Annotated in this window: 19 protein-coding genes; 6 read left to right on the forward strand and 13 right to left on the reverse strand. The window is 73.7% G+C overall.

Features of this window, described 5'->3' with window-relative positions; genetic code table 11:
• Position 1 precedes the first annotated feature (1 nt).
• On the reverse strand, positions 2 to 808 hold the full coding sequence (locus tag I6A81_RS14675; RefSeq protein WP_203000628.1) for an ABC transporter ATP-binding protein: 807 nt from the start codon (positions 806 to 808) through the stop codon (positions 2 to 4).
• Between the two features lie 164 nt (positions 809 to 972).
• Positions 973 to 2,514, reverse strand: coding sequence for an adenylate/guanylate cyclase domain-containing protein (locus tag I6A81_RS14680; protein WP_238428416.1), 1,542 nt, complete (start codon positions 2,512 to 2,514; stop codon positions 973 to 975).
• A gap of 370 nt (positions 2,515 to 2,884) precedes the next feature.
• Here I6A81_RS14680 and I6A81_RS14685 point away from each other — a divergent pair, with 370 nt between their 5' ends.
• From I6A81_RS14685 to I6A81_RS14695, 3 genes are all read left to right on the forward strand, one after another.
• The gene (locus I6A81_RS14685) at positions 2,885 to 3,931 is read left to right on the forward strand and encodes a cyclic nucleotide-binding domain-containing protein (RefSeq protein ID WP_203010209.1); all 1,047 of its coding nucleotides are present in this window, start codon (positions 2,885 to 2,887) and stop codon (positions 3,929 to 3,931) included.
• Positions 3,928 to 4,785 (forward strand): MBL fold metallo-hydrolase, encoded by an 858-nt coding sequence (locus tag I6A81_RS14690; RefSeq protein ID WP_203000623.1) that lies wholly within the window; start codon positions 3,928 to 3,930, stop codon positions 4,783 to 4,785. Before I6A81_RS14685 ends, I6A81_RS14690 begins: the two co-directional genes overlap by 4 nt.
• Before the next feature lie 114 nt (positions 4,786 to 4,899).
• A complete protein-coding gene (locus I6A81_RS14695; protein WP_203000621.1) occupies positions 4,900 to 8,079 on the forward strand; it encodes a BTAD domain-containing putative transcriptional regulator in 3,180 nt (1,059 codons plus the stop codon).
• A 129-nt stretch (positions 8,080 to 8,208) separates the two neighbouring features.
• Here I6A81_RS14695 and I6A81_RS14700 read toward each other — a convergent pair whose 3' ends face one another.
• The 5 genes from I6A81_RS14700 to I6A81_RS14720 all read right to left on the reverse strand — a co-directional run bounded on the left by I6A81_RS14700 (position 8,209) and on the right by I6A81_RS14720 (position 13,127).
• Positions 8,209 to 9,027 carry an ABC transporter permease gene (locus I6A81_RS14700; RefSeq protein ID WP_203000619.1) on the reverse strand — a complete coding sequence of 273 codons (819 nt, stop codon included), beginning with the start codon at positions 9,025 to 9,027 and terminating at the stop codon, positions 8,209 to 8,211.
• On the reverse strand, positions 9,024 to 10,028 hold the full coding sequence (locus I6A81_RS14705) for an ATP-binding cassette domain-containing protein (protein ID WP_203000617.1): 1,005 nt from the start codon (positions 10,026 to 10,028) through the stop codon (positions 9,024 to 9,026). Before I6A81_RS14705 ends, I6A81_RS14700 begins: the two co-directional genes overlap by 4 nt.
• 173 nt (positions 10,029 to 10,201) lie before the next feature.
• The gene (locus tag I6A81_RS14710; protein ID WP_203000616.1) at positions 10,202 to 10,966 is read right to left on the reverse strand and encodes a ferredoxin reductase; all 765 of its coding nucleotides are present in this window, start codon (positions 10,964 to 10,966) and stop codon (positions 10,202 to 10,204) included.
• Between the two features lie 79 nt (positions 10,967 to 11,045).
• Entirely contained in the window at positions 11,046 to 11,642 is a 597-nt protein-coding gene (locus I6A81_RS14715; protein WP_203000615.1) for a sulfite oxidase-like oxidoreductase, read from the reverse strand.
• A 135-nt stretch (positions 11,643 to 11,777) separates the two neighbouring features.
• Positions 11,778 to 13,127 carry a sigma-54-dependent transcriptional regulator family protein gene (locus tag I6A81_RS14720; protein ID WP_203000614.1) on the reverse strand — a complete coding sequence of 450 codons (1,350 nt, stop codon included), beginning with the start codon at positions 13,125 to 13,127 and terminating at the stop codon, positions 11,778 to 11,780.
• A gap of 294 nt (positions 13,128 to 13,421) precedes the next feature.
• On the opposite strand from I6A81_RS14720, the gene adh reads away from it, so the two are divergent.
• Both adh and I6A81_RS14730 read left to right on the forward strand, forming a co-directional pair.
• Entirely contained in the window at positions 13,422 to 14,945 is a 1,524-nt protein-coding gene (gene adh / locus I6A81_RS14725; RefSeq protein ID WP_203000613.1) for an aldehyde dehydrogenase, read from the forward strand.
• Positions 14,946 to 15,158: 213 nt separating this feature from the next.
• Positions 15,159 to 15,689: a DUF779 domain-containing protein gene (locus I6A81_RS14730; protein WP_203000612.1), complete on the forward strand. Its 531-nt coding sequence runs from the start codon at positions 15,159 to 15,161 to the stop codon at positions 15,687 to 15,689.
• Positions 15,690 to 15,753: 64 nt separating this feature from the next.
• On the opposite strand, the gene I6A81_RS14735 is transcribed toward I6A81_RS14730, so the two are convergent.
• The 5 genes from I6A81_RS14735 to I6A81_RS14755 form a co-directional block, all read right to left on the reverse strand.
• Positions 15,754 to 16,662 (reverse strand): sulfite exporter TauE/SafE family protein, encoded by a 909-nt coding sequence (locus tag I6A81_RS14735; protein WP_203000611.1) that lies wholly within the window; start codon positions 16,660 to 16,662, stop codon positions 15,754 to 15,756.
• Between the two features lie 147 nt (positions 16,663 to 16,809).
• Positions 16,810 to 17,889, reverse strand: a complete 1,080-nt coding sequence (locus tag I6A81_RS14740) for a lysylphosphatidylglycerol synthase transmembrane domain-containing protein (protein ID WP_203000610.1) — start codon at positions 17,887 to 17,889, stop codon at positions 16,810 to 16,812.
• Between the two features lie 23 nt (positions 17,890 to 17,912).
• A complete protein-coding gene (locus I6A81_RS14745; RefSeq protein ID WP_203000609.1) occupies positions 17,913 to 19,181 on the reverse strand; it encodes a glycosyltransferase family 4 protein in 1,269 nt (422 codons plus the stop codon).
• Between the two features lie 290 nt (positions 19,182 to 19,471).
• The gene (locus I6A81_RS14750) at positions 19,472 to 19,888 is read right to left on the reverse strand and encodes a tellurite resistance TerB family protein (RefSeq protein WP_238428423.1); all 417 of its coding nucleotides are present in this window, start codon (positions 19,886 to 19,888) and stop codon (positions 19,472 to 19,474) included.
• Between the two features lie 279 nt (positions 19,889 to 20,167).
• Positions 20,168 to 22,468, reverse strand: coding sequence for a PI-PLC domain-containing protein (locus I6A81_RS14755; protein WP_307874670.1), 2,301 nt, complete (start codon positions 22,466 to 22,468; stop codon positions 20,168 to 20,170).
• Between the two features lie 207 nt (positions 22,469 to 22,675).
• Here I6A81_RS14755 and I6A81_RS14760 point away from each other — a divergent pair, with 207 nt between their 5' ends.
• On the forward strand, positions 22,676 to 23,410 hold the full coding sequence (locus tag I6A81_RS14760) for a DUF7873 family protein (protein WP_203000607.1): 735 nt from the start codon (positions 22,676 to 22,678) through the stop codon (positions 23,408 to 23,410).
• 859 nt (positions 23,411 to 24,269) lie between these two features.
• Here I6A81_RS14760 and I6A81_RS14765 read toward each other — a convergent pair.
• Positions 24,270 to 25,469, reverse strand: coding sequence for a cytochrome P450 (locus tag I6A81_RS14765; protein ID WP_203000606.1), 1,200 nt, complete (start codon positions 25,467 to 25,469; stop codon positions 24,270 to 24,272).
• Between the last annotated feature and the right edge of the window lie 259 nt (positions 25,470 to 25,728).

Raw genomic sequence — 25,728 nt, forward strand, 5'->3', positions numbered from 1 at the left:
CTCAGTCGACGATCCGGCCGTCGCGCATCGGCACGACGCGCCGCGCGCCGGCCGCGACGTCCGCGGAGTGGGTGATCACGATGATCGTCTGGCCGTCGGCGTGCAGCCGGCGGAACAGCTCGAGGATCTCCAGCCCGCCCTCGCTGTCGAGCGCGCCGGTCGGCTCGTCCGCCAGCAGCAGCGTCGGGGAGTTGACCAGCGCCCGCGCGATCGCCAGCCGCTGGCGCTGGCCACCGGACAGCATGGACGGAAGCTGGTCGGCACGGTCGGCCAGGCCCAGCAGGTCGAGCAGGTCCCGGGCCCTGGACTCGGCGGCGCGCCGGCGCATCCCGCCGATCGACGCCGGCAGGACGATGTTCTGCAGCGCGGACACGCCGTCGATGAGGTTGAAGAACTGGAAGACGATGCCGACGTGGTGCCGCCGGAACCGGGCGAGCCAGTCGGGGTCGCGTTCGCTGATCCGCTCGCCGACGACGTCGACGGTGCCGTCGTCGATGGTTTCCAGGCCCGCGATCACGTTCAGCAGGGTCGACTTGCCGCACCCGGACGGGCCGGTGACGGCGACGAACTCGCCGGCCGCGATGTCCAGGTCGACGCCGCGCAGCGCCCGCACCGGCGCGAGATCGGCATCGAAGGTGCGCCGCACGCCCCGCAGCCGTACGACCGGCGCCGCGTCCCCGCCGCCCACCGCGACCCCCCCGAGATCGGCCGCGGTGGGCGTGCTGGGAACGGCGCCGCCGACAGCGGCGGCGGTACCGGCGCCGGGCTCCGGCCCACCCGCGCCGCCGAGCAGGTCCGTACTGGTCACGTCAGTTCCTTCCCCTGGCCGGCGTGCGCCGGCATTCCTTTCCGCCGGCGACCCGCCGGCGGTTTCCGTTAGCTCGGTTCCTCGGGTGCGACCGCGTCGTCCGAGTGTCGTTGGCCGCGGCGAGACGGCCCGCTGACAGCCGCACGAGGAATGGCCGCGACAGGCTACTCATCGCGCGCTCGGACATCGCTCCGGCCGCGGGCGGGCCACCACCGGCGGCCGCGGCCGGATACCCTCGCGCCCGCCCCGACGACCGGCCTGACGGCGAGCCCAGCCGGGGCGTCCACCGTCCCCACGACCAGGGAATCTCCCACGGGCGCATCGACCGGCGGGGCGCATTCCACCAAGCGTGGAAAGTCGGTCGGCCCCGAGGCGAGGGAACTCCCGCCGAGGTCCGGCGGGCGCAGCTGAAACGGGCGCACCGGGGTGGTGCGACCTTTGACCGTGCGCGCGGGCATCTCCCAGACGTCGAACTCCCGATGCCCGCGCAGCGCGGCGGCGGTGGCATCACTGATAACCGTCATCCCGGCGGGCCGGGCGAGGTCGCCCAACCGCTGGGCGAGGTTCACCGTGTCGCCGACCAGGGTGTATTCCAGCCGTTCCTCGCTGCCGAGCAGGGCCGCGGCCACCGGGCCGCTGCACACGCCGATGCCGAGCCCGAACGGTTCCAGGCCGTCCCCGGCCCAGGCGTTGTCGAGGCTGGCCTGCCGGTCGTGCATCGCGCTCGCCGCGCGGCAGGCCGCCAGGGCGTGGTCGGGACGCGCGAACGGGGCGCCGAACACGGCCATCACCGCGTCGCCGACGTACTGCATCACCGTCCCGCCGTGGCCGAGGATCGCCGCGTTCATCTCGCGGCGGTGGGCGTTGAGCTGGCCGGCCAGCACCGCCGGGTCGGTGTACTCCGCGATCGTGGAGTAGCCGCGCACGTCCGAGATGAGCACCGTGACGTCGAGCCGCTCGGTGCGCCCGGTGGCGGCGCCGGTGTCGGTGCGCAGCTTCTCGGCGAGCCCCGACGGGAGCAGCCGGGACAGCGTCTCCCCCTGCTCCTCGCGGCGCAGCAGCGCGGTGTGCAGCAGCCGCAGCCGGCGCAGCGCGCCGCGCCGCCCGGCACTCGCGCCCTCGGCCAGCCGCAGGAAGATCTCCTCGATCTCGCCGTTCACCGCCTCCGGGGTGCCGCCACGCGCGGCCGCGATCGCCTTCACCGGCCGGCCGGCGGCCACGTCGGCGAGCAGTTCCTCCTGCTCGGCCGTCAGCTCCCCGCGCCGGGTCACCGGCGAGAGCATCGTGGCGACGATCTGCGGGTCGAGCATGGAGCCGCCGGCCGCGACCTCCCGGATGGCCCTCGAGAGCCGGTCCGAGTCGCCCACCTGGTCCTTGAGCAGGTAGGCGAACCCGGCGGCGCCGTCGGCGAGCAGGGCGATCGCGTACTCGGGGTCGTCGAACTGCGACAGCACCACCACCCCCGTGCCCGGGTGCCGGCGGCGGACCTCCTTGGCGCCGGCGATCCCGTCGTCCTGGAAGGTGGGCGGCATCCGGATGTCGGTCACGACGACCTGCGGTCGCAGCTCGAACGCCGCCCGGACCAGCTCGTCACGGTCGGCCGCGACCGCGACGACCCGCACGGCCGGGTCGATGGCCAGCAGGGCGCGAATACCTTCCCGCGCGATGAGGTTGTCATCGGCGAGCAGCACCGTGATCGGTTCCATGTCGAACATTCAGCCGGATTCGGCCCGCGGCGCCAAGGAGATCAGCACGGTTCTTCTGGCGTGCTAGCACCCGGTGGCCCGGGGGGTGGCCGCACAGAATGGCGGCGGCCGGCCGCCTGACCCCAGCCACCGTGGGCGCCTTGCCGGGTTTTCCCAGCTCAGTGGGCCGCGGGTGGCCCGCCCGCGCTGGCAGCACCCGACTCGCGGGGTGCTGCCACCCGGGAAGCAAGCGGTTGACGCCCTCGGCGGCGCATTGCCGCGTCCGTAACGTCTGGCGGTGTCAGCCGGTCGGCGGGAGTTCCGGAAAAGGCCCGCCACACAATTCCTTTCGGAGGGCATGATGGGAACGCGAGTGGTCGAGTCGAGTGTCATGTCGTTGTCCTGGATTCCTTCGGAGGCGATCCGGGGATTCGGAAAGCTGCCCTTCTCGCTGGGGGTCAGCCACTATGACGAGCCGCTGCCGGCCCAGGTCGACGACGTCGAGGCGCTGCGCCGCGCGGACCGGTTCCGGTTCGCCAACCGGCTGTCGGCCGCCGCGACCTTCGGGGATGACGGCGAGGTGCTGGCGTTCCGCTACACGGGCGGCGCGGTGACCGGGGCGACCACGGTTCGCCTCGGCGGGCTCGGCGCGACGTTCGCCGGCGTCGCCATGCCCGACCTGCGGGCCGAGCCGGTCGTCGGGGACGGCTGGGTGCGGTTCACGCAGACCGGCGGCGGCCGCACGGCGCTGCCGCTGCCGCGGCAGACCTCCCGGCCGCCGTACTTCCGGCTGCAGAGCCCGGTCACCTGGTCGACGCTGTCGCTGACCCTGTTCGCCGACGGGCGGGCCGAGTACGACCTGGTCGGCGCGAGCGCCTTCCCCCGGCACTGGGTCTACGACGCCGACGGCCACCTGGTGCTCAAGTCGGGCATCACCGACTGGGCACGCTGGACCTCGCAGCCCTCGTGGCGGCACACCCCCTGGGGGGACGAGGACTCGCCGGCGCTGGTGGTCGCCGCCGAGACGGCCCTCGAACGGGAGCTGTCCCACCGGATCATGCGGGCCGGCCAGCGGCCCCAGGTCGACAACCTGGCCGCCGGCACCGAGCTGGTCCGGCAGGGCACGCCGGGTGACGCGCTGTTCCTGCTCCTCGACGGGGTGCTCGGGGTCGACGTCGACGGCGCGCGGATCGCCGAGGTCGGGCCCGGCGCGATCGTCGGCGAGCGCTCCCTGCTCGAGGGCGGCCTGCGCACGGCGACCCTGACCGCCCTGACCGCGGTGCGGGTCGCCAGGGCGGGCAGGGACGCCGTCGACCTCGCGGCGCTGGCCGAGCTGGCCCGCGGGCACCGCCGCGAGGAGGGGAACGGCGCGTCGGGCGGGACCGGCCCCCGGCCGGCGGCGATCCCGGCGGCGCGCCGCGAGTCGGTGACCGCGTGAACGTGCACCTGCTCGGAGTCAGGGGATCGACGCCGGCGCCCGGCGAGCGGTTCGCCCGCTACGGTGGTCACACCTCCTGTGTGGCCCTCACCGCGGCGGGCGAGCCGTCCCCGGCGCTGGTGCTCGACGCCGGGACGGGGCTGCGCAACCTCGACGAACTGCTCGGCCCGGCGCCGTTCCAGGGCACCATCCTGCTGACGCACCTGCACTGGGACCACACCCAGGGCCTGCCGTTCACGCGTTGCCTGGACCGGCCGGACGCGCGCGTCGACCTGCGGGTGCCGGCGCAGGGCGGGCGCGGCGCGGCCAGCCTGCTGGCCAGGTCGATGTCGCCGCCGAGCTTCCCGATCGAGATCTCCGGGCTGCGCGGCCACTGGAACACCCGGCTCGCGCGCCCGGGCCGGCTCACCGCTCCGCCGCGGTTCACGGTCACGGCGGCCGAGGTCCCGCACAAGGGCGGGCGCACCTTCGGCTACCGGGTCAGCGCGGACGGGGCGAGCCTCGCCTACCTGCCGGACCACGCGCTCGCGGGCCGGCCGACCAGGGCCGCGCTCGCGCTGGCGGACGGCGCGGACCTGCTGCTGCACGACGCCTCGAACGGGTTCGGCGAGCGGACGGCGGCCGACGCCTACGGGCACTCGACGATCGACGACGCGATCCGCTTCGCGCGGGCGTGCCGGGTACGGGCGCTGGTGCTGATCCACCACTCCCCCGGCCGGACCGACGCCGACCTCGACGCGCTCGCGGCCAGGCTCACCGCCGAGGACGCCGACGGCCTGACGGTGAGCCTCGGCAGGGAGGGCGACGTGATCCGGTGTGACCAGCCGGCCGCGGCCCCCGTCCACGCCGGCTGACCGCGCCCGCCCGTCCGTCACGATCGGCCCGCCGACCGGCCGTCACGGCCGGCCAGTCGGTGCCGACCGGCACGTGGTCGCCGCCGGACGGCACTTTCTCCCTACCCTGGGTGGGTGGCGATCGTCCTGTCCGTGCTCGACCGGGTGTGCTGGCGCGGCCAGCCCGTGGTCGGCGAACGCCCACGGGCGCTGCTCGCCGCGCTGGTCGCCGGTGGCGGTCAGGTGATGGCGAGCGAACGCCTCGTCGAGGCGGTCTGGGGCGAGGAGTCCCCGGGCAACGCCGGCAAGGCGCTGCAGGTCCTGGTCTCGCGGACGCGCACCCAGTGTGGGCCCGACTCGGTCGTCTGGGATGGCCAGGGCTACCGGCTTGGCGTCCCGCCCGACCAGGTGGACGCCTTCCGGCTGCGTGACCTGGCCGCGCGGGCGCGCCGCGGCCTCGCGACCGGTGATCTCGCCGAGGCGCGCGACGCGGCGACCGAGGCACTGGCGCTCACCGAGGCGCTGGTGGCGCCGCCCGACGGGGACGACCGCCCGCTGGCGGGGCTGCACCGCGACGCCGCGGCGCGCCGCGCCGAGCTCGTCGGGCTGCTGGGCCGCGCGCTGAGCCTGGCCGGCGAGCACGCCGCCGCCCTCCCGCCGCTGGCCGAGGCCGCGGGCCGGGACCCGTCGGACGAGGCGGTGCTGGCCTGCCTGCTGCGCAGCGAGGCGGCGGCGCGCGGCACGAGCGCGGCGCTGGACCGGTACGAGCGGTACCGGGCCGAGCTGCGCGAGCGGCTCGGGGCCAGCCCCGGCGATCCGGTCGACCGGGTGTACCGGGAGCTGCTGCACCTCGACAGGCCGGTGCGCGAGGGCCTGCACCACGAGACGACCCCGCTGGTCGGGCGCGACGATGACCTGCGGCGCCTGCGCGCGCTGCTGAGCACCTCCCGGGTGGTGTCGATCGTGGGCGCCGGCGGCCTGGGCAAGACTCGGCTCGCGCACGCGCTCGGCCGGTCGGCCGAGCACCCGGTGGTGCATTTCGTGGGCCTGGTGGGCGTCACGACGCCGGAGGACCTGATCGGCGAGCTCGGTTCGGCGCTGGGGGTCCGCGACTCGGTGCACGGGCGCCGGACGATGACCCCCCAGCAGCGCGCCGACGCGCGCGGGCGGATCGCCCAGCAGCTCGGCGCGGCGCCCAGCCTGCTGATCCTCGACAACTGCGAGCATCTCGTCGACGCGGTGGCCGACCTGGTCGCCTTCCTGGTGGCCACCACCGGCGACCTGCGGGTGGTCACCACGTCGCGGACGCCGCTGGCGATCAGCGCCGAGCATGTCTACTCCCTCGACGTGCTCGGCCATGCGGCGGCCGTCCAGCTGTTCCGGCAGCGGGCCGTCGCGGCGCGGCCCGACGTCCGGCTCCCTGACGAGGCGGTGGCCGACCTCGTGACCCGCCTCGACGGGCTCCCGCTGGCGATCGAGCTGGCGGCCGTCAAGGCGCGGGTGATGTCCGTCGAGGAGATCCGCCGCCGGTTGGCGGACCGGTTCGCCCTGCTGCGCGGTGGGCTCAGGAACGCCCCCGACCGGCACCGCACGCTGCTCGCCGTCATCGACTGGTCGTGGAACCTGCTGGCGGAGCCCGAGCGCCGGGCGCTGCGCTGGCTGTCGGTCTTCCAGGACGGCGCCACCCTCGCCACCGCCGAGGTGGTGCTCGGCCCGGACGCGCTCTCCGCGGTGCAGGCGCTGGTGGACCAGTCGCTGCTGACGGTCGTCGAGACGACCGCCGGCGTGCGCTACCGGATGCTGGAGACGGTGCGCGAGTTCGGCCGCCTGCGTCTTGGCGAGTCAGGCGAACAGGATCAGGCGTACGCGGCGCGGCTCGCCTGGGCGGTCCGCTATGCCCGCGCCGCGGCGGAGCAGCTGTTCAGCCCGGCCCAGTTCACGGCCATCGACGTGCTCGCCGCCGAGGAGACCAATCTGGCGGACGAGCTGCGCCGCGCGCTCGCCGCCGCCGACCCTCGGGCCGCGGTCCAGCTGCTGTTCGGCCTGGGCGGGCTGTGGTCCGTCAGGGGCGAGCACCTCAGGGTGGCCGCGCTGGCCGGCGCGACCGGTGAGGCGGTGTCGGGCTGGGAGCCGCCGCCGGAACTCGCCGACTGCACCCGGGCCGCCCTCGCGGTCGTCCTGCAGAACGCGATGATCGGGGCGGCGGACAGCATCGGTCCCATCCGCGACCTGCTCGTCCGGCTGGGGACGGACAGCGGCGGCGACCGCCGGGTCAACGCCGTGGTCAGGGTGCTCCTGCTCACGCAGGAGACCTCGCCCGCCCGGGAGCCGGTACCAGGTCAGCGGCTGCGGGACCGGCTGGACGCGCTGGCCGGCTCGGCGGACCCGTGCGTGGCGACGGCGGCCCTGCAGTGGAAGAGCCATCTGCTCGAGAACGTCGGCGACCCCGCCGAGGCGATCGACGCGGCCGAGCGGGCGCTGGCCCTGATGGGGCCGCCGACCGACGGGCCGTGGCAGGCGGCGCTGCTGCGGGCCCATCTGGCCGGGCTCCACATGCAGCAGGGCAATCCGGCCGCGGCCGTGCCGCACGCCCACGCGGCGATACCGGTGCTCGACCGCCTCGGCGCGCTCGACGACCTGATCCAGCTCCACTCGCTCCTGGCACTGAGCGCGCTGGCCGCCGGACGCCTCGACGAGGCCGCGGACCGGCTCGACCAGGTGGCCACGCTGAAGGAGCCCGACGGCCTGTTCGGCGGCGTGTTCGCGCATGGGATCGGGGTCGGGGAGCTCGCGCTGGCGCGGGGAGACCCGGCCGCCGGGCTCGCGGCGTACCGGACCTCGGCGGCGCGCATGCACGCCCTGTGCATCCCCGGCCACGTGACGACCGGCGTGGAGCCCTGGACGCTGTTCGGCGACGCGGGCCTGCTGGCCGCGCTCGCCTACCACGCGACCGGCGAGGCCGAGGCCGCCGAAGGGGCGGAGCTGTTCCGGGCCTGCCGCGTCCGGACGTCGTGCGCCCTGGAGCCGGGCCGGCCGCACCTCGACTATCCGGTGTGCGGCATGGCGCTGTTCGCCCTCGGCGCCTGGGGGCTGCTGCGGTCGGCGATGCCCGCGGCGGACGCGGTCCGGCTGCTGGTGCTCGCCGAGCGGTTCGCCTACAACCGCATGGTCCCGACGATGTCCTGGGAGCGGATCGCGCTCCGCGCCGAGGAGCGGGCACCCGGCCGGATCGCCGCGATCCGCGCGGAGTACGGCGAGGCGCGCGGGCCCGAGCTGGTCGACGAGGCGCGCCGCGTCGTCGACCAGCTCGGCTGAGCCGCCCGCGCCAGTCCCGGGTTCACTCCGTCGTCCGGTTCACCCCGTCGGCGAGTTCAGTCCGTCGCCGCGCCGGCTCCCGGAGGCCCTGCCGGCTCGGCGAGGCCCCCGGGATCGGGCGGGTTCGGCTCACAGGTGCCGCTTGTAGAGACGCACCGACAGCGGCGCGAAGATCGCGATCACGGCGGCGCAGGCGACGAGCGTCCAGCCGACCTGCGCGGTCAGCTCCGCGTGGTTGGCCAGGTCCCGGTCGGCGGAGACCAGGTGCGACACCGGGTTGACCCGGACGAACGCGGCCAGCCAGCCCGGCAGGGTGTCGACGGGCACGAACGCGTTCGACAGGAACGTCAGCGGGAACATGATCAGCATCGAGATGCCCTGGACGCTCTGGGCGCTGCGCGCGACCGTGCCGAGGCAGGTGAACACCCAGGCCAGCGACCACCCGGTGACGACCGCCAGCAGGATCGCGCCGAGCACACCGAGAACGCCGCCGCCCGGGCGGTAGCCGATCGCGATGCCCATGAGGAAGGTGATCGTCGCCGCGATGGTGTAGCGGAGCAGGTCGGCGACCATCGGGCCCGCCAGTGGCGAGATCCGGGCCATCGGGAGCGACCGGAACCGGTCGAAGACGCCCTTGTCCATGTCCTCACGGAGCTGGGTGCCGGTGGCCATCGAGCAGGTCAGCACGGTCTGCGCGAGGATGCCGGGGATCATCAGCGGCAGATAGCTCTTCACGTCACCAGAGATCGCCCCGCCGAAGATGTAGGCGAACATCACCGTGAACAGGATGGGCTGCAGGGTCACGTCGAAGAACTGCTCCGGGTTGCGGCGCATCTTCTTGGTGGCCCGCCAGGCCATCGCCAACGTCTGGCGGAACGTGTCCGCGGCGCTCGGGCGGGCCTGGGTGCGGGCCACCGCGGCCCAGGCGTCGATCGTGATCGTGCTCATCGGGTCACCTTCTCGGGAGCCTGCGCGGGGATCGCTTGCGGACGCGGGTCGGGCCGCTCGGTCTCGCCGGCGTCGTGGCCGGTGAGCGCGAGGAAGACCTCGTCGAGCGTGGGCTTGTCGACACTCACCGAGGCCAGCGCCACACCCGCCTGACGCAGGCCGATCAGCACGTCGGCGACGTGGTCGGCCGACGCGAGCGGCACGTTCAGCTGCCCGGACTCGGGGGTGAGGACGGGCTCCCCGCCAAGCTGGCGGCGCACCACGTCGCCGGCGAGGGAGAGGTCGGCTCCCGCCGCGAGCCGCAGGTGCAGCGTCAGGTCGCCCACCGAGTTCTTCAGCTCGTCAGGCGTGCCCTGGGCGACCTTGCGGCCATGGTCGATCACCACGATCCGGTCGGCCAGTTGGTCGGCCTCGTCGAGGTACTGCGTGGTGAGCAGGACGGTGCACCCGCTGGCGACCAGGCCGCGGATCGTGTCCCACATCTGCCCGCGGGTGCGCGGGTCGAGGCCGGTGGTCGGCTCGTCGAGGAAGATCAGCGGCGGGCGGGTGATGAGGCTCGCGGCCAGGTCGAGCCGGCGCCGCATGCCGCCGGAGAACTGCGAGATCCGCTTGTTCGCCGCGTCGGTGAGGCCGAACTGCTCGAGCAGCTCGGCGGCGGTGGCGCGGGCCTGGCGGCGGCCCAGGCCCTGCAGCCGGCCGAACAGCCAGAGGTTCTCGGCCGCGGTGAGGTTCTCGTCGACCGAGGCGTACTGGCCGGTGACGCCGATCAGCTGGCGCACCCGGTGCGGCTCGCGGCGGACGTCGACGCCGAAGACGGCCGCCTCGCCCTCGTCGATCGCCAGCAGGGTCGCCAGCATCTTCAGCATCGTCGTCTTGCCGGCGCCGTTCGGTCCGAGCACGCCGAAGATCTCGCCCTCGCCGATGTCGAGGTCGACGCCGTTGACGGCTCGGACATCGCCGAACACCTTGACCAGGCCGCGCGCATGAACAGCGAGCGTCATCGAGTTGCTCCTTCCGGGCCGGCGCCGGTGGCCGCCCTCTCGAACGACTCTGCGAGCCGCCGGTTTCACGGCGGCCTCAGGGCGGTTTCACGGGCACCCTGCGCCAGGGCAGGAGCGAAACTCGATGCTCGGCTGGCTCATGCCGGTGTCAGGGCCGGACTCAGCGGCCGGTCTCAGCGGCCGGTGGGACCGAAGCGTTCGGTGCGGACGCGGGACGGATCGTGGCCCTGGGTGACGAGCAGGTTGGCGACGGTCTCCACGAAGCCGGTGGGGCCGCAGACATAGCAGGTGGGGCCGAGGTCGGCGGGCCAGCCGGACGCCGCCAGATCACCGGCGGTGATCCGCCGGGGTGCTGCCCGCCAGCCTTCCGGGACGGACCGGGTGTAGACGTACGCGACGTCGAGGCCGCCGTCACCGGGGCCGCGGCCGCGGCCGCGCAGCTCGGATGCGTAGTACGCCTCATCGGGGCCGCGCAGCGAGTAGACCAGCCGGAACGGGACCCGGCTGCGCGCCGCGCGGCGAGCGCGAATCATCGCCATCAGCGGGACGATCCCGGAACCACCCGCGACGAGGAGCACGGGCTCGGCCGGTCCGTCCGGTTGCCAGACGAACCAGCCGCCGATCGGCCCGCGTAGTTCGACCGGGTCCCCCACCGTGAAGACCTCGGTCAGATACGGCGAAACCTCGCCGTCCGGCACGCGCTGGACGGTGATCTCAACCCGGTCGCCGGCCGCGGGCGCGGCGAGGGAGTAGGCGCGCGAGGCGCGGTAGCCGTCCTCGGCGGTCAGCCGGACGTCGACCCGCTGGCCGGCGAGGTGCCCCGGCCAGCCGGGCACGTCGAGCACGAGCGTGCGGGCGGTCGCCGTCTCGTCGACGATCTCGACGAGACGGCCCACCCGCCAGGCCATTCGGGCCGCGACCCGGGCCGTTCCGGCCATGGATGCCCCTTGCTCCCCAGTCGTCCCGATCCTCGGCCGCCCTGTCCTCAGTCGCCCTGCTCCTCAGTCGCCCTGCTCCTCAGTCGCCCTGGTAGCGCTGCTCGAGCCAGGGATCGCCGCGGTCGTGGTAGCCGGCGGCCTCCCAGAACCCCGGGGAGTCCTCGAGCATGAGCTGGATACCGCGGACCCACTTCGCGGACTTCCAGAAGTACAGGTGCGGGACGAGGAGACGGGCCGGACCGCCGTGCTCGGAATCCAGATCCTCGCCGGCGTACTTGTGCGCGATCCAGGCCTGGCCGTCGAGCAGGTCCTCCAACGGCAGATTCGTGGTGTAACCGTCGTAGGACTGCACCATCGCGTAATCGGCGGTCGTCTCGACGTCGGCGAACAGGACGTCCAGCGAGACGCCCTGCCAGTCGGTGTCGAACTTCGACCAGCGGGTGACGCAGTGGATGTCGACCTTCGGCGTCTCCTGCGGCAGCGCCTGGAACTCGTCCCAGCTCCAGCCGTACCGCTCACCCGTCTCGGTCGTGATGATGAACCGCCATCGGTCCAGCGGGACGCGCGGCGTCGGCCCGGCGGACAGCACCGGGAAGTCCTCTTCCTCGTACTGGCCCGGCGGCAGCTTCGAGCCGCTCCGGCGCCGCCCCTGGAAGCCAGGCGAGACGATTCCCATCCGCCACACCTACCACGCGCCCCGCCTCCCCGGGAGAGCCCAGGATCGTGTCCGCCGTCATAGGACAGGCCCGGGGCCGGCGGCACGCGAGGTCCGACCAGATTCCCCACGCGTCCGGAAAGGCCCGGCGCGCCGCTAGCGGGCCGACAGCTCGCGGTGCAGGAGCGTGAGGCGGGCGGCCGCGCGGTCCCGGTCAGGGCCGGGGGGCAGCAGCCGCAGGCAGGCCTCCCAGAGGCCGACGTCGTCCTCGCCGGCGGCGCTGTCCGCCCAGCGCAGCAGCAGGCGCGGGTCACGGCGGCGCAGCAGCCCCGCGCGCACCTCGGCGCGCAGCCGGTCGCGCAGCATGGCGACGCCCGGCGCGGCGGAGCGCGGCAGCAGCTGGCCGCCCCACCGGTCGAGGACGCCCGCGTGGTCGCCGGCGGCGAGCAGGCGGCGCAGCTCGGCGACGTCGGTCTCGAGCGGGCCGACGACCCGGTAGGGCCGGGAGCCGACCAGCCCGGCGCCGACGGCCCGGCGCAGGCGGGACATCTCGGCGCGCACGGTCACGGGGTCCAGCGCCCGCTCGTCGATCACGGCCGCGAGCTCGTCGGCGGTCAGGCCGTCGGGATGCTCCGCGAGGAGCAACAGCAGCTCCGCGTGCCGCGGCGTGATCGCCAGCCGCCTGCCCGCGCGGACCAGTGCCGGGGCGTCGGCGCTGGCGACCTCGAGCCGGATCCGGCTGCCCGCGCCCCGCGCCCCGCCCTGGCCGTCGTCGCCGCGGGTCCGGCTGTCGTGGGACCGCGGGGGCCCGCGATGGCCCGCGGGCCGCTGGGGACGGTCACGGCCCGGCTCGCGCAGGCGCCGGATCAGCAGCTCGCGCTCGGCGGCCGCGACGGTCGCGGAGATCAGCGCGAGCACGGCCGGCTCGGCGGCGCGGCTGTCGCCGGTCACGTCGAGAGCGCCGAGCAGCCGGCCGTCGGCGGGGTCGTGGACCGCGCTCGCGGAGCAGCTCCACGGCCGCACGGTGCGCACCCAGTGCTCGGCCGCCGCCACCCGGGCCCGGCCGTCGATCGCGAGCGCGAGGCCCGGCGCGTTCGTGCCGGCGTGCGCCTCGTCCCAGGCCGCGCCGGCGGTGAACCCCATGTCCTCGGCCCGCCCGCGCACCGCGCGGTCGCCCTCGACCCACAGCAGGGTGCCGCCCGCGTCGCTGACGGCGACGATCATTCCGTCGGCGGCGATCTGGTCGACGAGCAGGCCGCGGATCAGCGGCAGCACGCCCGCGAGCGGGTGCGCGGCGCGGGCGGCGGCCAGGCCGTCGCCGGCGAGCCGGACCGGCGGGGTGTTGTGCTCAGGGTCGACGCCGAACGAGCGTGACCGCGTCCACGAGTCGACGACGGCCCGCCGGACCTCCCGCCCGAGCACCCGCGCGACGCCGGCCGGCAGGTCGTCGCCGGCCGCCACCGCGTCACGCGCCAGCTGGACCAGGCATCCCAGGTCATCCGTCACGCCCGATCCCCGTCTCTCGAGGGGAGGTCGTCTCCCGCGCGGACTCTCGGCCGGTCATCGGCCGCGGTCGCGTCGCCAGGTGTCCAGGCCGACAGCCCCACCGAGAGACCTATGACGAGGGTCACACTACGCCGCGCGGTGTCCTGCCGGAACCGCCCAGAACGGGGATGTGCCGCCGCCTTGTCGGCGGGAGCGCTACGCAACGGTCAGCAGGGACACAGCGCAACGGGATTGCAACGTCGCGCGAGCTAACCTGCGGCCGCTGGATGATCTCTTCCACACGGAGGACGCGCGATGACCGTCTTTGCCCGTCCGGGCCAGCCCGGATCCGCCGTCAGCTACGTGTCGCGCTACGACAACATCATCGGCGGCGAGTACACGCCGCCGGTGCGCGGCCAGTACTTCGAGAACCCGACCCCGGTCACGGGCGAGACGTTCTGCGAGGTCGCCCGCTCGACCGCCGAGGACGTCGAGCTCGCCCTGGACGCCGCGCACGCCGCCGCGCCCGCCTGGGGCCGCGCCTCGGTCGCCGAACGCGCGCTGGTCCTCAACCGGATCGCCGACCGGATGGAGGCCAATCTCGAGAAGCTGGCCGTCGCGGAGACCTGGGACAACGGCAAGCCCATCCGCGAGACGCTCGCCGCCGACATCCCGCTCGCGATCGACCACTTCCGCTACTTCGCCGGCGCGATCCGCGCGCAGGAGGGGTCGCTGTCCGAGCTCGACGCGGACACGGTCGCGTACCACTTCCACGAGCCGCTCGGCGTCGTCGGTCAGATCATCCCGTGGAACTTCCCGATCCTCATGGCGGTCTGGAAGCTCGCGCCGGCCCTCGCCGCCGGCAACGCCGTCGTCCTCAAGCCGGCCGAGCAGACGCCTGCGTCCATCAACGTCCTCTGGGACCTGATCAGGGATCTGATCCCCCCGGGCGTCCTCAACATCGTCCAGGGCTTCGGGGTGGAGGCCGGCAAGCCGCTGGCGTCCTCGTCGCGGATCGCCAAGATCGCCTTTACCGGCGAGACGACCACCGGGCGACTGATCATGCAGTACGCCAGCCAGAACCTGATCCCGGTGACGCTGGAGCTCGGCGGCAAGAGCCCGAACATCTTCTTCGCGGACGTCGCCGCCGCCGAGGACGACTTCCACGACAAGGCGCTCGAGGGCTTCACGATGTTCGCCCTGAACCAGGGCGAGGTCTGCACCTGCCCGAGCCGGGCGCTGATCCAGCGCTCGATCCACGACGACTTCCTCGACGCGGCCGCGATCCGCTCGAAGGCGGTCCGCCAGGGCAACCCGCTCGACAGCGAGACCATGATCGGCGCGCAGGCCAGCACCGACCAGCTCGAGAAGATCCTCTCCTACATCGACATCGGCAGGAAGGAAGGCGCCAGGGTGGTGCTCGGCGGCGAGCGCGCCGAGCTCGGCGGCGACCTGGCCGGCGGCTACTACGTCCAGCCGACGATCTTCTCCGGCGACAACGCGATGCGGATCTTCCAGGAGGAGATCTTCGGGCCGGTGGTGGCGGTGACGGCGTTCGACGACTACGCCGACGCGATCAAGATCGCCAATGACACGCTCTACGGCCTGGGCGCTGGGGTGTGGACCCGCGACCAGAACACCGCCTACCGCGCCGGCCGCGACATCAAGGCGGGCCGCGTCTGGACGAACTGCTACCACCTCTACCCGGCGCACGCCGCGTTCGGTGGCTACAAGCAGTCCGGGATCGGCCGGGAGAACCACCGGGCGATGCTCGACCACTACCAGCAGACCAAGAACCTGCTGGTCTCCTACTCGCCGAAGGCGATGGGGTTCTTCTAGCCGGCGGACGGCCCGGCGCCGCGGGCAGGCGGCCCAGGGCTCCCGGAGCCGGCCGGCGGACACGGACCCCGGCCGGCTCCGGGTACCACCGGCCGCGTCCCGGGCGCGGGTGCGGGCGGGTCACCGTGGGCCGGGCGGCGAACGCGACGGACAGCGAACGCGACGGACAGCGAAGGCGACGGAGGCAGGGAGAGCGACGAGAAGGAGCGCGTCATGGGACAGGTCCGGCGGGTCGACGCGACGCCCGCGGCGGTCGCGATGCTGCGGTCGCTCACGGCGGCGCACGGCCCGTTGATGATCCACCAGTCGGGCGGGTGCTGCGACGGATCGTCGCCTATGTGCTACCCGCGCGGGGAGTTCCTGGTCGGCGACGAGGACGTGCTGCTCGGCGTTCTCGATCTCGACGACCCCGCGAGCCTCGCCGACCCAACGGCCTGGGCCGACCCGGACCGCCCGGTCGGCCGGGCCGAGCCCGCGCCGGCCAGGGGAAGGCAGGCGGGCGACGGGCCGGCCGGCGTGACCGTCCCGGTCTACATCGGCGGCGCCCAGTTCGCGTACTGGTCGCACACCCGGCTCACGATCGATCTCGTTCCGGGCCGCGGCGGCGGCTTCAGCCTCGAGGCGCCCGAGGGCTACCGCTTCCTCACCCGCTCCCGCCTGTTCACCGAGGACGAGACCGAGGCCCTCGACGCCGCCGGCCCACCCCACCGTGGACCCCTCACCACGCCCGAACCCACCCGCTGACCAGCGGCAGGCCGCTGGAAGGGCTGGGGCAGAGGTCGCGGTCGAATCGGAGGTCGCGGATGGATCAGAGGTTGCGGATGAACAGGATGACGGCGACGGCGACGCCGAGGGTGATGACGCCGACGCGCAGCGCCCTGGCGGGCAGACGGCGGGCGACGCGGGCGCCGAGGACGCCGCCGGTGGCCGAGGCGACGACGAGGATGCCGGCGTAGGCCCAGGCGACCTCGGCGCTCGCCAGGAAGACGAGCACGCCGACCAGGTTCACGATGAACGACAGCAGGGTCTTGAGGGCATTGGTCCGCTGCAGGTCGTCGACGAGCAGGATCCCGAGCACGCCGAGCAGCAGCACGCCGAGCCCGGCGCCGAAGTAGGAGCCGTACGCGCCGGCGACGAAGACCCCGATCCGGGTGGGCCAGGTCACCGCCGACGGCGCCGCGGCGGCCGGACCGGCCGCCGCTGCCTGGGCGCTCGCCGTCGCCACGGCGCCAGGCCGCTCCCCCGTCGCCGGCGCCGGCCCGGCGGCCGAGGCACCCGCCACGGCCGGGGTCGCAGTCGCGGCCGAGGGCGCCGTCGCGGTCCTGGCGGCCCGGCGGCGGGCCACGACACCGGACAGCTTCGACTGAGCGGCCAGCAGCGCGCAGGCCACCAGGACAAGGAACGGCACCGCGAGGTCGAAACCGTCCGAAGGAGTGATCAGCAGGACGATCGCGCCGACGATCCCGCCGAGGACCGCGGGCGGGCCGAGGGCGCGCAGCCGGGCCGCCTGCCCGGCCAGCTCGCGCCGGTAGCCCAGCGCCCCGCCGAGATAGCCGGTGACCAGGCCGGTCGACGAGGTGATGTTGGCGGTGATGGCCGGAAGGCCCGCGGCGAGCAACGCGGGGAAGGCGATCAGCGTGCCGCCGCCGGCGACCGCGTTGACGGCGCCGGCCAGCAGCCCGGCACCGGCCGTCAGCAGCGCGTCGAGTCCGTTCACGCCCCACAGCCTCCGGCCCGCGCCGTTCGCGCGCCTTGTGCCCAGCTCACAAACATGCCCAGCTCACGGGACCGTCCGGGGCCGGCCCCGTCTCCCGCCCGCCCCGGCCGGGCAGCCTCGCCGACGCGCGCGCCCCGCTCGCTGTGGTCAGAGGACGCGGGCGCGGATGAGGACGCCGCAGACCGCGGCGGACGGGGCCAGCGGGAGCCAGTTGGTGAGCAGCCGGTAGCCGAGGACGGCGGCGATCGCGGTCGTCGTGGGGGCACCGGCGGTGGTGAGCAGCGCGGTGAGCGCGGCGTCGAGGCCGCCGAAGCCGCCGGGGGACGGGATGACGGCCGCCAGCGCGCTCGCCACCAGGTAGACCACCATGATCTTTCCGGGGCCGAGCGGCGCGTGCAGCGCGGCCGCCACCGCGCACAGGGTGGCCGCGTGCAGCATCGGGATGGCGATCGAGCCACCCCACAGCAGCGCGGCCCTCCTGGTGCTGCCGGCGCCGACCAGCAGGCCGCGCTGCTCGACCAGCCGGCGCGCCAGCGTGCGCGCCAGCTGCCGCAGCCTCGGCACGCAGACCACGACGGCGACGGCCACCGGGAGCGCGATCAGCAGGTAGCGGTGCATCGGCCCCAGGGCGAGCCGGGGCAGCGGGACCGCCCCGGCGAGCAGCAGCACGACCAGCATGATGCCGTGCGGAATCGCCCCCGCCGTCGCGTTCACGGCGGTGGAGGCCACCGCCTCGGCCATCGACAGGCCACGCCGCAGCAGGTACCGCATCTGGACGGCGGCGACGCCCATACCGGCCGGCGCCAGCGTGTTGGGCAGGATCCCGGCGATCTGGACGGCGACAAGCTGGCCAAAGGGCAGCTTGTGGGCGACCGAGCCCTTCATGCTCGCCGCGGCGGCGACGTAGGTGGCGCACGCGGCAAGGGCCGCGACGAGCAGCCACTTTCCTTCGGCCCGTCTACACGCCTCGAACGCGGCCCCCAACTCGTCGTGGTGCGTCGCGAGCCACACGGCCCCGAAGGCCGGCATGACGATGCTGAGCGCGGTCATGACGCGCTTGGACCAGCGCGACTTCGCGACCGGCGGCGCGGACTCGGGCTCGGCCTCGAGCGCCTGGGAGGCCTCCTCGGCCATGGCGGTGGTCGGCACGAGCATGGCGGTGGTCGGCGCGGCCATGGCGGTGGTCGGCGCGGCCATGGCGGTGGTCGGCGCGGCCATGGCGGTCATGGCGGAGATCGGCTCGGTCATCGCTAAGGCGCCCGCTCTGTGGGTGCCGGCCCCGCCCCAGGCGGCGACGAGCCGGCGGACGGCGCGGACGACACCAGTGACGGCTCGTCCGCCGGTACCGGAACGGACGGGAACGGCCCGCGCGCCGCGCCCGCGGACCCGACCTGGCCCGCCGGACCGGCGAGCAGCGACGCGAGCCGGCCACCCAGGTGCTCCCAGGTCCACGCGGAGCTCATCCAGTCACGCCCCGCTGCACCCATGCGCCGCGCGCGGTCCGGGTCAGCCAGCAGCTCGTTCACGGCGCCGGTGACGGCGGTGACGTTCGCGCCGTCGACGACCAGGCCGGTCTCACCGGGGATGACCACCTCGGGGGCACCCCCGGCCGCGCCGGTGATCACCGGCACCCCGGCGGCGGCGGCTTCCAACGCGGACAGTCCGAGTCCCTCCAGGTCCAGGCCGAGCTTGGCCGGACGTGAAGGCATCGCGAACACGTCGGCGGCGTCAAGATAGGCGGGCAGCTCCTCATCGGTAACGGCGCCGACGAACTCCACATTCCGCTCGACGCCGGCGGTCGCCGCCAGCCGGCGAAGCCAGCGCTCGTGTCGGCCGCGGCCGACGATGACCAACAGAGCGTCCGGGTGGTTCCTCAACACCGACGGGAGCCCCCTGATCAGGACATCCTGGCCCTTGCGCGGGACCAGACGGGCGACACACGCCACGATAGGTCGCCCGCCCCAACCGTGCCGGCGTCGGATGTCGGCCCCACCGGTGCCGGGCTGAAACCGGTCGACGTCGACCCCGCCCGTCAGCCGCTCGAACCGCGTACCGGCTGGCGCGACCTTGCGCAACCGGCGCAGTGTCACGTCGGTCAGGTGCGTGACGACGTCAGCCTTGCCCGCCACCGACCGTACCAGCGAGTAACCGTAGGGCAGATGTGACCAGCCGTACTCGTGGCCGTGCGTCGACGACACCACCCATTCGACGCCCGCGCGCCGCAGGGCCGGGGCGATCATCCCGCGTGGCGTTCCGGCGGGGAACCAGGCCGCCGCGCAGCCCTCGGCGCGCGCGATCTTACTGATGGCCGGCCCGACGCCGGGCAGGCGGAGGTTGGCGGCGCGGTGCCGAATGATCTCGAAAGGCGCGTCCGCGTCCAGCTTGGGCGCGTCGGGATGCGGCGGGGCGACGACGAGCACCTTGTCCGCCGGCAGAGTGGCGGCGAAGCAGTACGCGAAGGTCTGGATGCCTCCCATGACGGGCGGGAACTTGTCCGCGACGATCAGCGTACGGTGCATGGTGCTGTCGGCCGCCTCTCGGCGGACTCCGCGACCTGTCCGCGTTGGCTGGTGGACGGACGGCGGCCACCCGTTGGTCACCGCCGCTTCGGACATACCGGAAGATACCCCGAGCTCCAACCGGCGCCCCGCAAGGTGGGGCCGCCGTTGTGCGTCGGCAACCAGACAACCGCGATGCCAGTACCGCATGTCAGCGGCCCGCGCCGAATGCGCGCCCGGACGGCGACCGTCCCGGTCGGTCAGGGGCCCGCCGCCCGGAGCGCGTCCCCGGCGGGGCGGTCACGCGACGGTCAGAGGTCGAACTCCTCAGGCGAGAGGCCGACCGCGAAGCAGGCCTCGCGGACGACCGCCTGCTCGGTCTTGTCGAAGGTCCCGTCCGCGCCGCCGATGATGATGCCGATCTGGATCACGGCGCGGGCCTCGCCCGGCTTCTTCTTCGTCTTGCCGATCTCCTGGAGCACGGCGACCTTGCCGAACGCGAAGTCGGCCTGCAGCTTGTTCAGGTAGTCGTCGAACCTGCGTTGCAGGTCGTCGGACGGAAAGTTGGCGAGGACCGGGTTGGTGGCGATGAGCGACGCCACCCGCTGGCGCTCCGCCGGATCAATGACGCCGTCGGCGGCCGCCACGAGCGCGCACATCGCCATGCTCGCGTCCCGGAACGCCCCGCTTTTCAGGTCGTTCTTCTTCGCGAGCAGCTGGTTCTGCATCGTCTGCGCCGACTGGCGGAACTGGTTCCAGATAGCCACCGCTGCTCCCCTCACGCGCGGCCAGGCAGGTCGTGGCGCCCAGGCCGCCGTCTCGTCGGCCCCCGACGGGTCCAGAGCCTAAGGCCAGCCCGCGCCAGCCCAGATGGACTTCGCTCGCCACCGCCGGCGACGTCGTGGTCCTTTCCCGACGCCCACCGGCGAATGCCGCTGACCGGACAACGTCCGACCGCCGCCGCGCGCTCCCCGGGACCTCCCGTGCCCATGCCCGAGCCCGCGAGATCAACCCCGGGCGGCGCCGTCGGAGGGGGCGAGGCCGTTGAGGACGTCGACGGCGCGCGGCAGGTCGCCGATGTTGACGAAGTCGACCGCGACGAAGGTGGGCTGGCGGCGTTCGCGTTCGCAGACCTGAGCCCGCCCGACCACCGTCTGGCTGGCGTTGCCGGCCAGGGCTGCCCGCCGGTCCGGCGCGGCGGCGGTCAGCCAGTGGTTCATCAGCAGGAGCTTCGCGTCGACCGAGCCGCGCCCCAGCGCGCAGCCCGCGAGGTCGCTCGGGTCCTGGGCGTCGAACGGGGTCTCCGAGCCGTACCGGTAGAACGACCGCAGGAAGCCGCCCGGGGTGTCCTGGCGCTCGGTGAACACCACCAGCCGCCGCCCCGAGTCGATCATCTCCCGCAGCGTCGGCCAGTCGCCGTCCGGGTCGTCCGGCGGCGTGAACAGCTCGTCGGCGAGCCCGGCCTGCGCGAACGCGCCCTCGATCTCGGCCGCCGGAACCTCGTCCTGCAGGATCAGCGTGACGACCTCGGTCGGGTTGCGGTCCAGCCAGCCGTCGAGCGTCCGCAGCTGCCCGGTGAAGTCGAGCGCGCCGAGCTGGCACACGTTGTGGCACAGCCACAGTCCCGGGCGGGCCGACAGCGCCCCCCGGGTCAGCGGTTCCAGCGCCGCCCGCGTCGACGGGGTGAGGTCCTTGAACGCCTGGGCGATCTGTTCCGGCGTCGTCCAGTGATGCACGTCGAGCAGCAGGCCGCGCACGCCCAGGTCGAGCTGGTGGACGATCGACGGGTCCTGCGCCGAACCGAGGAAGAGATCCTCGCTGTTGGCCATCGCGTTGTGGCTGGCCGCGTGGGTGACCTCGTCGTAGTGCCGGTCGCACAGCCGCGCCGACCCCTGGCACACCACCCGGGAGTCGGCCGCCGCGCCGGGGAACGCGGCCCAGGTGACCAGGACGAGGGCCGGGACGACGACGACGGAGGTGGCCACGAGCCGGCGCCAGCGGGCGTGCCGCTCGAGCCGCCGCGACGCCGCGACCAGCAGCGACGCCCCGGCGAGGACGAGGCCGACGACCGTCATCCAGGTCGAGAGCCACAGGAAGTCGCCCTCGATCCCCCGGTAGGCGTGGTCGCCGAAGTCGGTGAGCACCGCCGCGGCGCCGGGTGGCAGTTTCGAGCCGGGCGAGTCCAGGGCGTCGAGCGGGTTCGGCAGGGCCAGGCGCAGCGCCACGCCGAACGCGAACGTGGTCAGCCCCGCGGCGAGCGCCGCGTACCCGACGGCGCGCACCGGTGAGCGGCCGCCGCGACGGGCCAGGGCGGCGACGCCCACGAGTCCGCCGGCCATCGCCAGCCCGCAGGCGGCGGCTATCCAGGGAAGCTGCTTCGAGACGTCGTGCAGTCGGTCGATCGCCCGGATGGTCGGCTTGTCACGCAGATCCGACAGCGAGACCCCGAGGTCGAGCACGGTGCCGTTCACCAGGCTGCCGCGGATCTGTTCGATGGCCTGGTCGTCACCCTGGAACAGCGGCGGGCCGAGCAGCGCCAGCGCCCCGGCGATGTCGCCCTGGCGCAGCAGCGCCCGCGCGGGCTCGGCGAGCCTCGCCCGGGTCGGCTCGTCGAACCGGTCGAGCACCGCCCGCAGCACGATGTCGACCTGCTGGGCGCTCAGCTCCATCACCGGCAGCGACGTCGGCGGCCGGCCGGCGGCCATGTCGTCGAGAGCCCCCAGCAGGTCGTCGGTGAACTGGGAGACCGACGACGCCTGGTAGGTGACGCCCTCACCGAGCTCGCCCGCCAGGTAACGGTTGGCCAGGCCCGAGATGCTGGCGAACAGCGGCCGCATGTCCACGCTGAGCTGGACGTCGTCCGCGTCGCCGCGCAGGTAGTCGACGATCCGGCCGATCTGCTCGTCGGTAAGGCCCTCGATGGTCGACGGCGGCAGCACGGCGCGCAGGTTCGCGGTGACGAGGGTGCGGTCGACCGGCAGGCCGGCGAGCAGGCTGTCGACGGCCGGGTCGGGCAGGACCTCGGTGTAGACGCGGTCGTAGGCGTGGACGTCGTCGAGGCCGTCGGTGTAGAAGTCCGCGCTCAGCACGGTGGAACGCGCCGTCAGGATCACGACGAGCGGCAGCCAGCAGAGCGTGACGAGAACGGCCAGCGCCACCCGCGCCAGCCGACCCCGGCCGGTGCCCGCCGCCCGTTCCGCGCGCGCCAGGCGTGCCAGGAGCGGCCGGCGGCGGTCCTCGCCGTCCGCTGGCTCCTTCGGCGCCTCGCGCGGCGCCGGCGTCTGCCCGTTCTGCTCCTCCAGCCGCACGCGCCCCAACCTACCGAGATCCGGACGGACCAAACCGGTGTTCCGCCGGCCCCGCGCGAGGCGCCGAAAACCATTCATCCCTTTCGTCCGGCTGGCGGTAAAGTCGGCACCGGCTCGCTGATCAACCCGAAGGTGGGACCGTCGCCCGCCAGTACCGGACGGGGCGGGTCCACGGCACGGGGGGCCGAGGCACAAGGGAGTACCGCCGTGACCAAGCTGAACCAGATCATCGCGCTCGAAAAGGGCGTCAAGGCCCGCGCCAGCCGCGAGCTGGAGGAGCTGCGCGCGTCGACGCAGAAGGACGCGCTGCTCGCCGGCATCTCCCGGACGTACCAGCCGCGCGACGAGGACGGCGACCCGCTGCCGCCCGAGGGCACCAAGGTCCAGGTCCGGGTCGAAGAGGTGCTCGCGCGGGTGTCCGCCGTCCTGACCCGGCTGTTCGACGTCGTCGCCACGAAGGACATCGCGAACGGCTCGGCGCGGGCGGACGTCGTCGTCGACGGTGAGACGCTGCTGCGCGACGTCCCGGTGGCCTACCTGCTCTTCCTGGAGAAGCAGCTCGCCGACCTGCAGTCCTTCCTGGCGAAGCTGCCGGTGCTCGACCCGGCCGAGGACTGGTCGTGGGACTCGGCGGCCGGCGTCTACCGCACGCCGACGACGAAGACCGTGCGGTCCCGCAAGGTGCCGAAGGTGCTCGTCAAGTACGAGGCCACCGAGCACCATCCGGCGCAGACCGAGGTGTTCACCGTCGACGAGCCGGTCGGCGACTGGTCGACGGTGAAGTTCTCCGGCGCGCTGCCGGCCGAGCGGCGCGGTCAGCTGCTCGACCGGGTCATCGCGCTCGGAGAGGCCGTCAAGGTCGCCCGCGAGGCCGCCAACCAGTTCGACGTGACCGACCAGGCCTACGGCAAGCTGGTCTTCGACTACCTGTTCGCCCGATAGGCTGCCGCCCGTCGGCCCACGGCCGGCGGGCTCTCACCTTTCACTGATCATGGGAGACGACGTGACCATGATCTCAACCCGTGACCAGCGCCAGCCCGAGAGCGAAGATCGACCATCCGTCAGGTCCGGTCGGGCGCGCCAGCGCCCGACGGCGGAGCGGCGAGGGGCGCGCAAGCGCCCTTGGAGCCGACCGCCCCACGAGTTCCCGTCTGGAGCGGCGGGATGCGTCCCCCAGGGGGGCGCGAAAGCTGAGACTCTTACTCAAGATCACAAAGATCGGTGACAGTGAGGGTTCGAATCCCTCCCTCGGCTCAGCCCGCCGGGGTAGCCCAAGGGCAGAGGCAGCCGGTCATGACTCTTAGTCTCTCGCTCCACAACTCAACACCGGTCACATCGCCGGCCCGGCCGACGGCTGGCCTTACAGGTCGAGGTTGCGGGTTCAAGCCCCGCGCGGCGCTCCACCTGCGCCGCTGGCTCAATAGGAAGAGCGCGACCACGTGAGACTGACCAGACCCGTCAACGACACGGACTGGCGTGCGCAAGGTGACCATCCCCCGGGGCCCAGGGAAGGGTAATCCCTGGGCTCCACCAATCTCAGCCGGGTGGCAGGCCGTCCGTAAGCCGACGCATGGACTCGGCGCGGGAAACGCCGTCCGCGCGGGCGGGCGGTTCCCACGGAAAGCCAGTGGACGAGGTGGCGAGCACCCATCCAGGCGGCGGGCTTTCGGCACCGCGGCGCTCACTCGGGGGCGGGCGCCGGCGCGCGGGCCAAGCGGCCTCAGGATCCGCTCTCGGATCCTGAGGCCGCTTCCGCGACATGGGCGATGCCCGCCGCTGGGGAGGTACGTACCCGGTAGGTCTACGCCGCCGCGATGGCGGCACCCTTGGTGACGAGGGGGAGGTTGGCGGCGCCCCGCACGTTGGAGGAGACCTTCATGACCGCGCGGTCGGGGTCGGCCACGAAGTCGGGGAAGCGGTTGAGGATCTCCTCCAGGGCGATCCTGGTCTCCAGGCGGGCCAGGTGGGCGCCCAGGCAGCGGTGGATGCCGAAGCCGAAGAACAGCGTCGACGGCTCGTCCCGCCGGTTCAGGTCGAACGTGTCCGGGTCGGCGTAGACCCGCTCGTCGCGCAGCGCCGAGCCGGTGATCAACATGACCCGGTCGCCGGCCGGGATCGTGACGCCGTGCAGCTCGATGTCCCGGGTGGCGGTCCGGCCCTGCAGCTGGGACGGCGCGTCGTAACGCAGCGTCTCGCCGGCGGCCCGGTCGTACAGGGAGGGGTCCGCCAGCAGCAGGCGGCGCTGTTCGGGGAACCGCGTCAGCGCCATCAGCCCGTTCGGGATGGCCTTGGCGACGGTCTCGTGGCCCGCGGTGCCCAGCTCGAGGAAGCGGAAGGCGATCTCGTCGTCCGGCAGCGCCCGGGTCGAGCCGTCCTCGTCGTCGAGCACCTCCGTCTGGATCAGCAGGCTGATCGGGTCGTCCGTCGGGTTCTTGCGCCGCTCGGCCGCCAGCGACAGGTAGATGTTGATGATCTCCACGTTGGCGGCGATGAACTCCGCCTCCTCGTCGACGCCCTCGCCGCGGGCGAGCATGCGGTCGCTGCACTCGTTGATGGTGGCCCGGTACTCCTCGGGGATGCCGAGGAGCTCACTGATCACGTCCAGCGGCAGCAGGACCGAGAAGTTCCGGACGACGTCGAACTCGTCGACGTCGCGGAAGCGGTCGAGGAGCTCGGCGGCGCGGCGGCGGATGTACGGCTCGAGGGCCAGCATCCGCCTCGGCGAGAACACCTTGCTGACGATCTTTCGGTGCCAGCGGTGCTCCGGCGGGTCCCTGAGGATGATCATTGGCGAGCCGGCCTCGCGGCCCTCGATCGTGACACCGCCGGCGCTGGAGTAGGTCTCCCAGTCGTTGTGAGCGGCCAGGACGTCCGCGTGCCGGGACAGCGCCCAGAACTTCAGCTCGGGGTTGTGGAAGACGGGCGCCTCGTCCCGTAACACCCGGTAGACCGGATACGGGTTCCGGTAGGTCGCGAGGTCGTAGGGGTTGAACTCGACCATCCGCACTCCTGGAGGACGAGGGGCCACACCCGGTCGGCGAGACGATGGTCCCGGGCGGGCATGGGTCCCGAGAGAGTGGACACGCGCCGCGACCGCGGCTACGGGTGGACACCGAAGACCAGCGCCCACCCGAAGCATAAAGTATGCAATCGGCTTTGATGAGCCCTCGGGTTCCTGAGCCAGAAAGTTCCGCCCGTCGGAGGGGCGCCGAGGAGGCGGCGACGGGCGGGCCGCGGCCCCCGGTCTCGTATAAACATCT

Source organism: Frankia nepalensis (assembly GCF_016786325.1).
Lineage (GTDB): Bacteria > Actinomycetota > Actinomycetes > Frankiales > Frankiaceae > Pseudofrankia > Pseudofrankia nepalensis.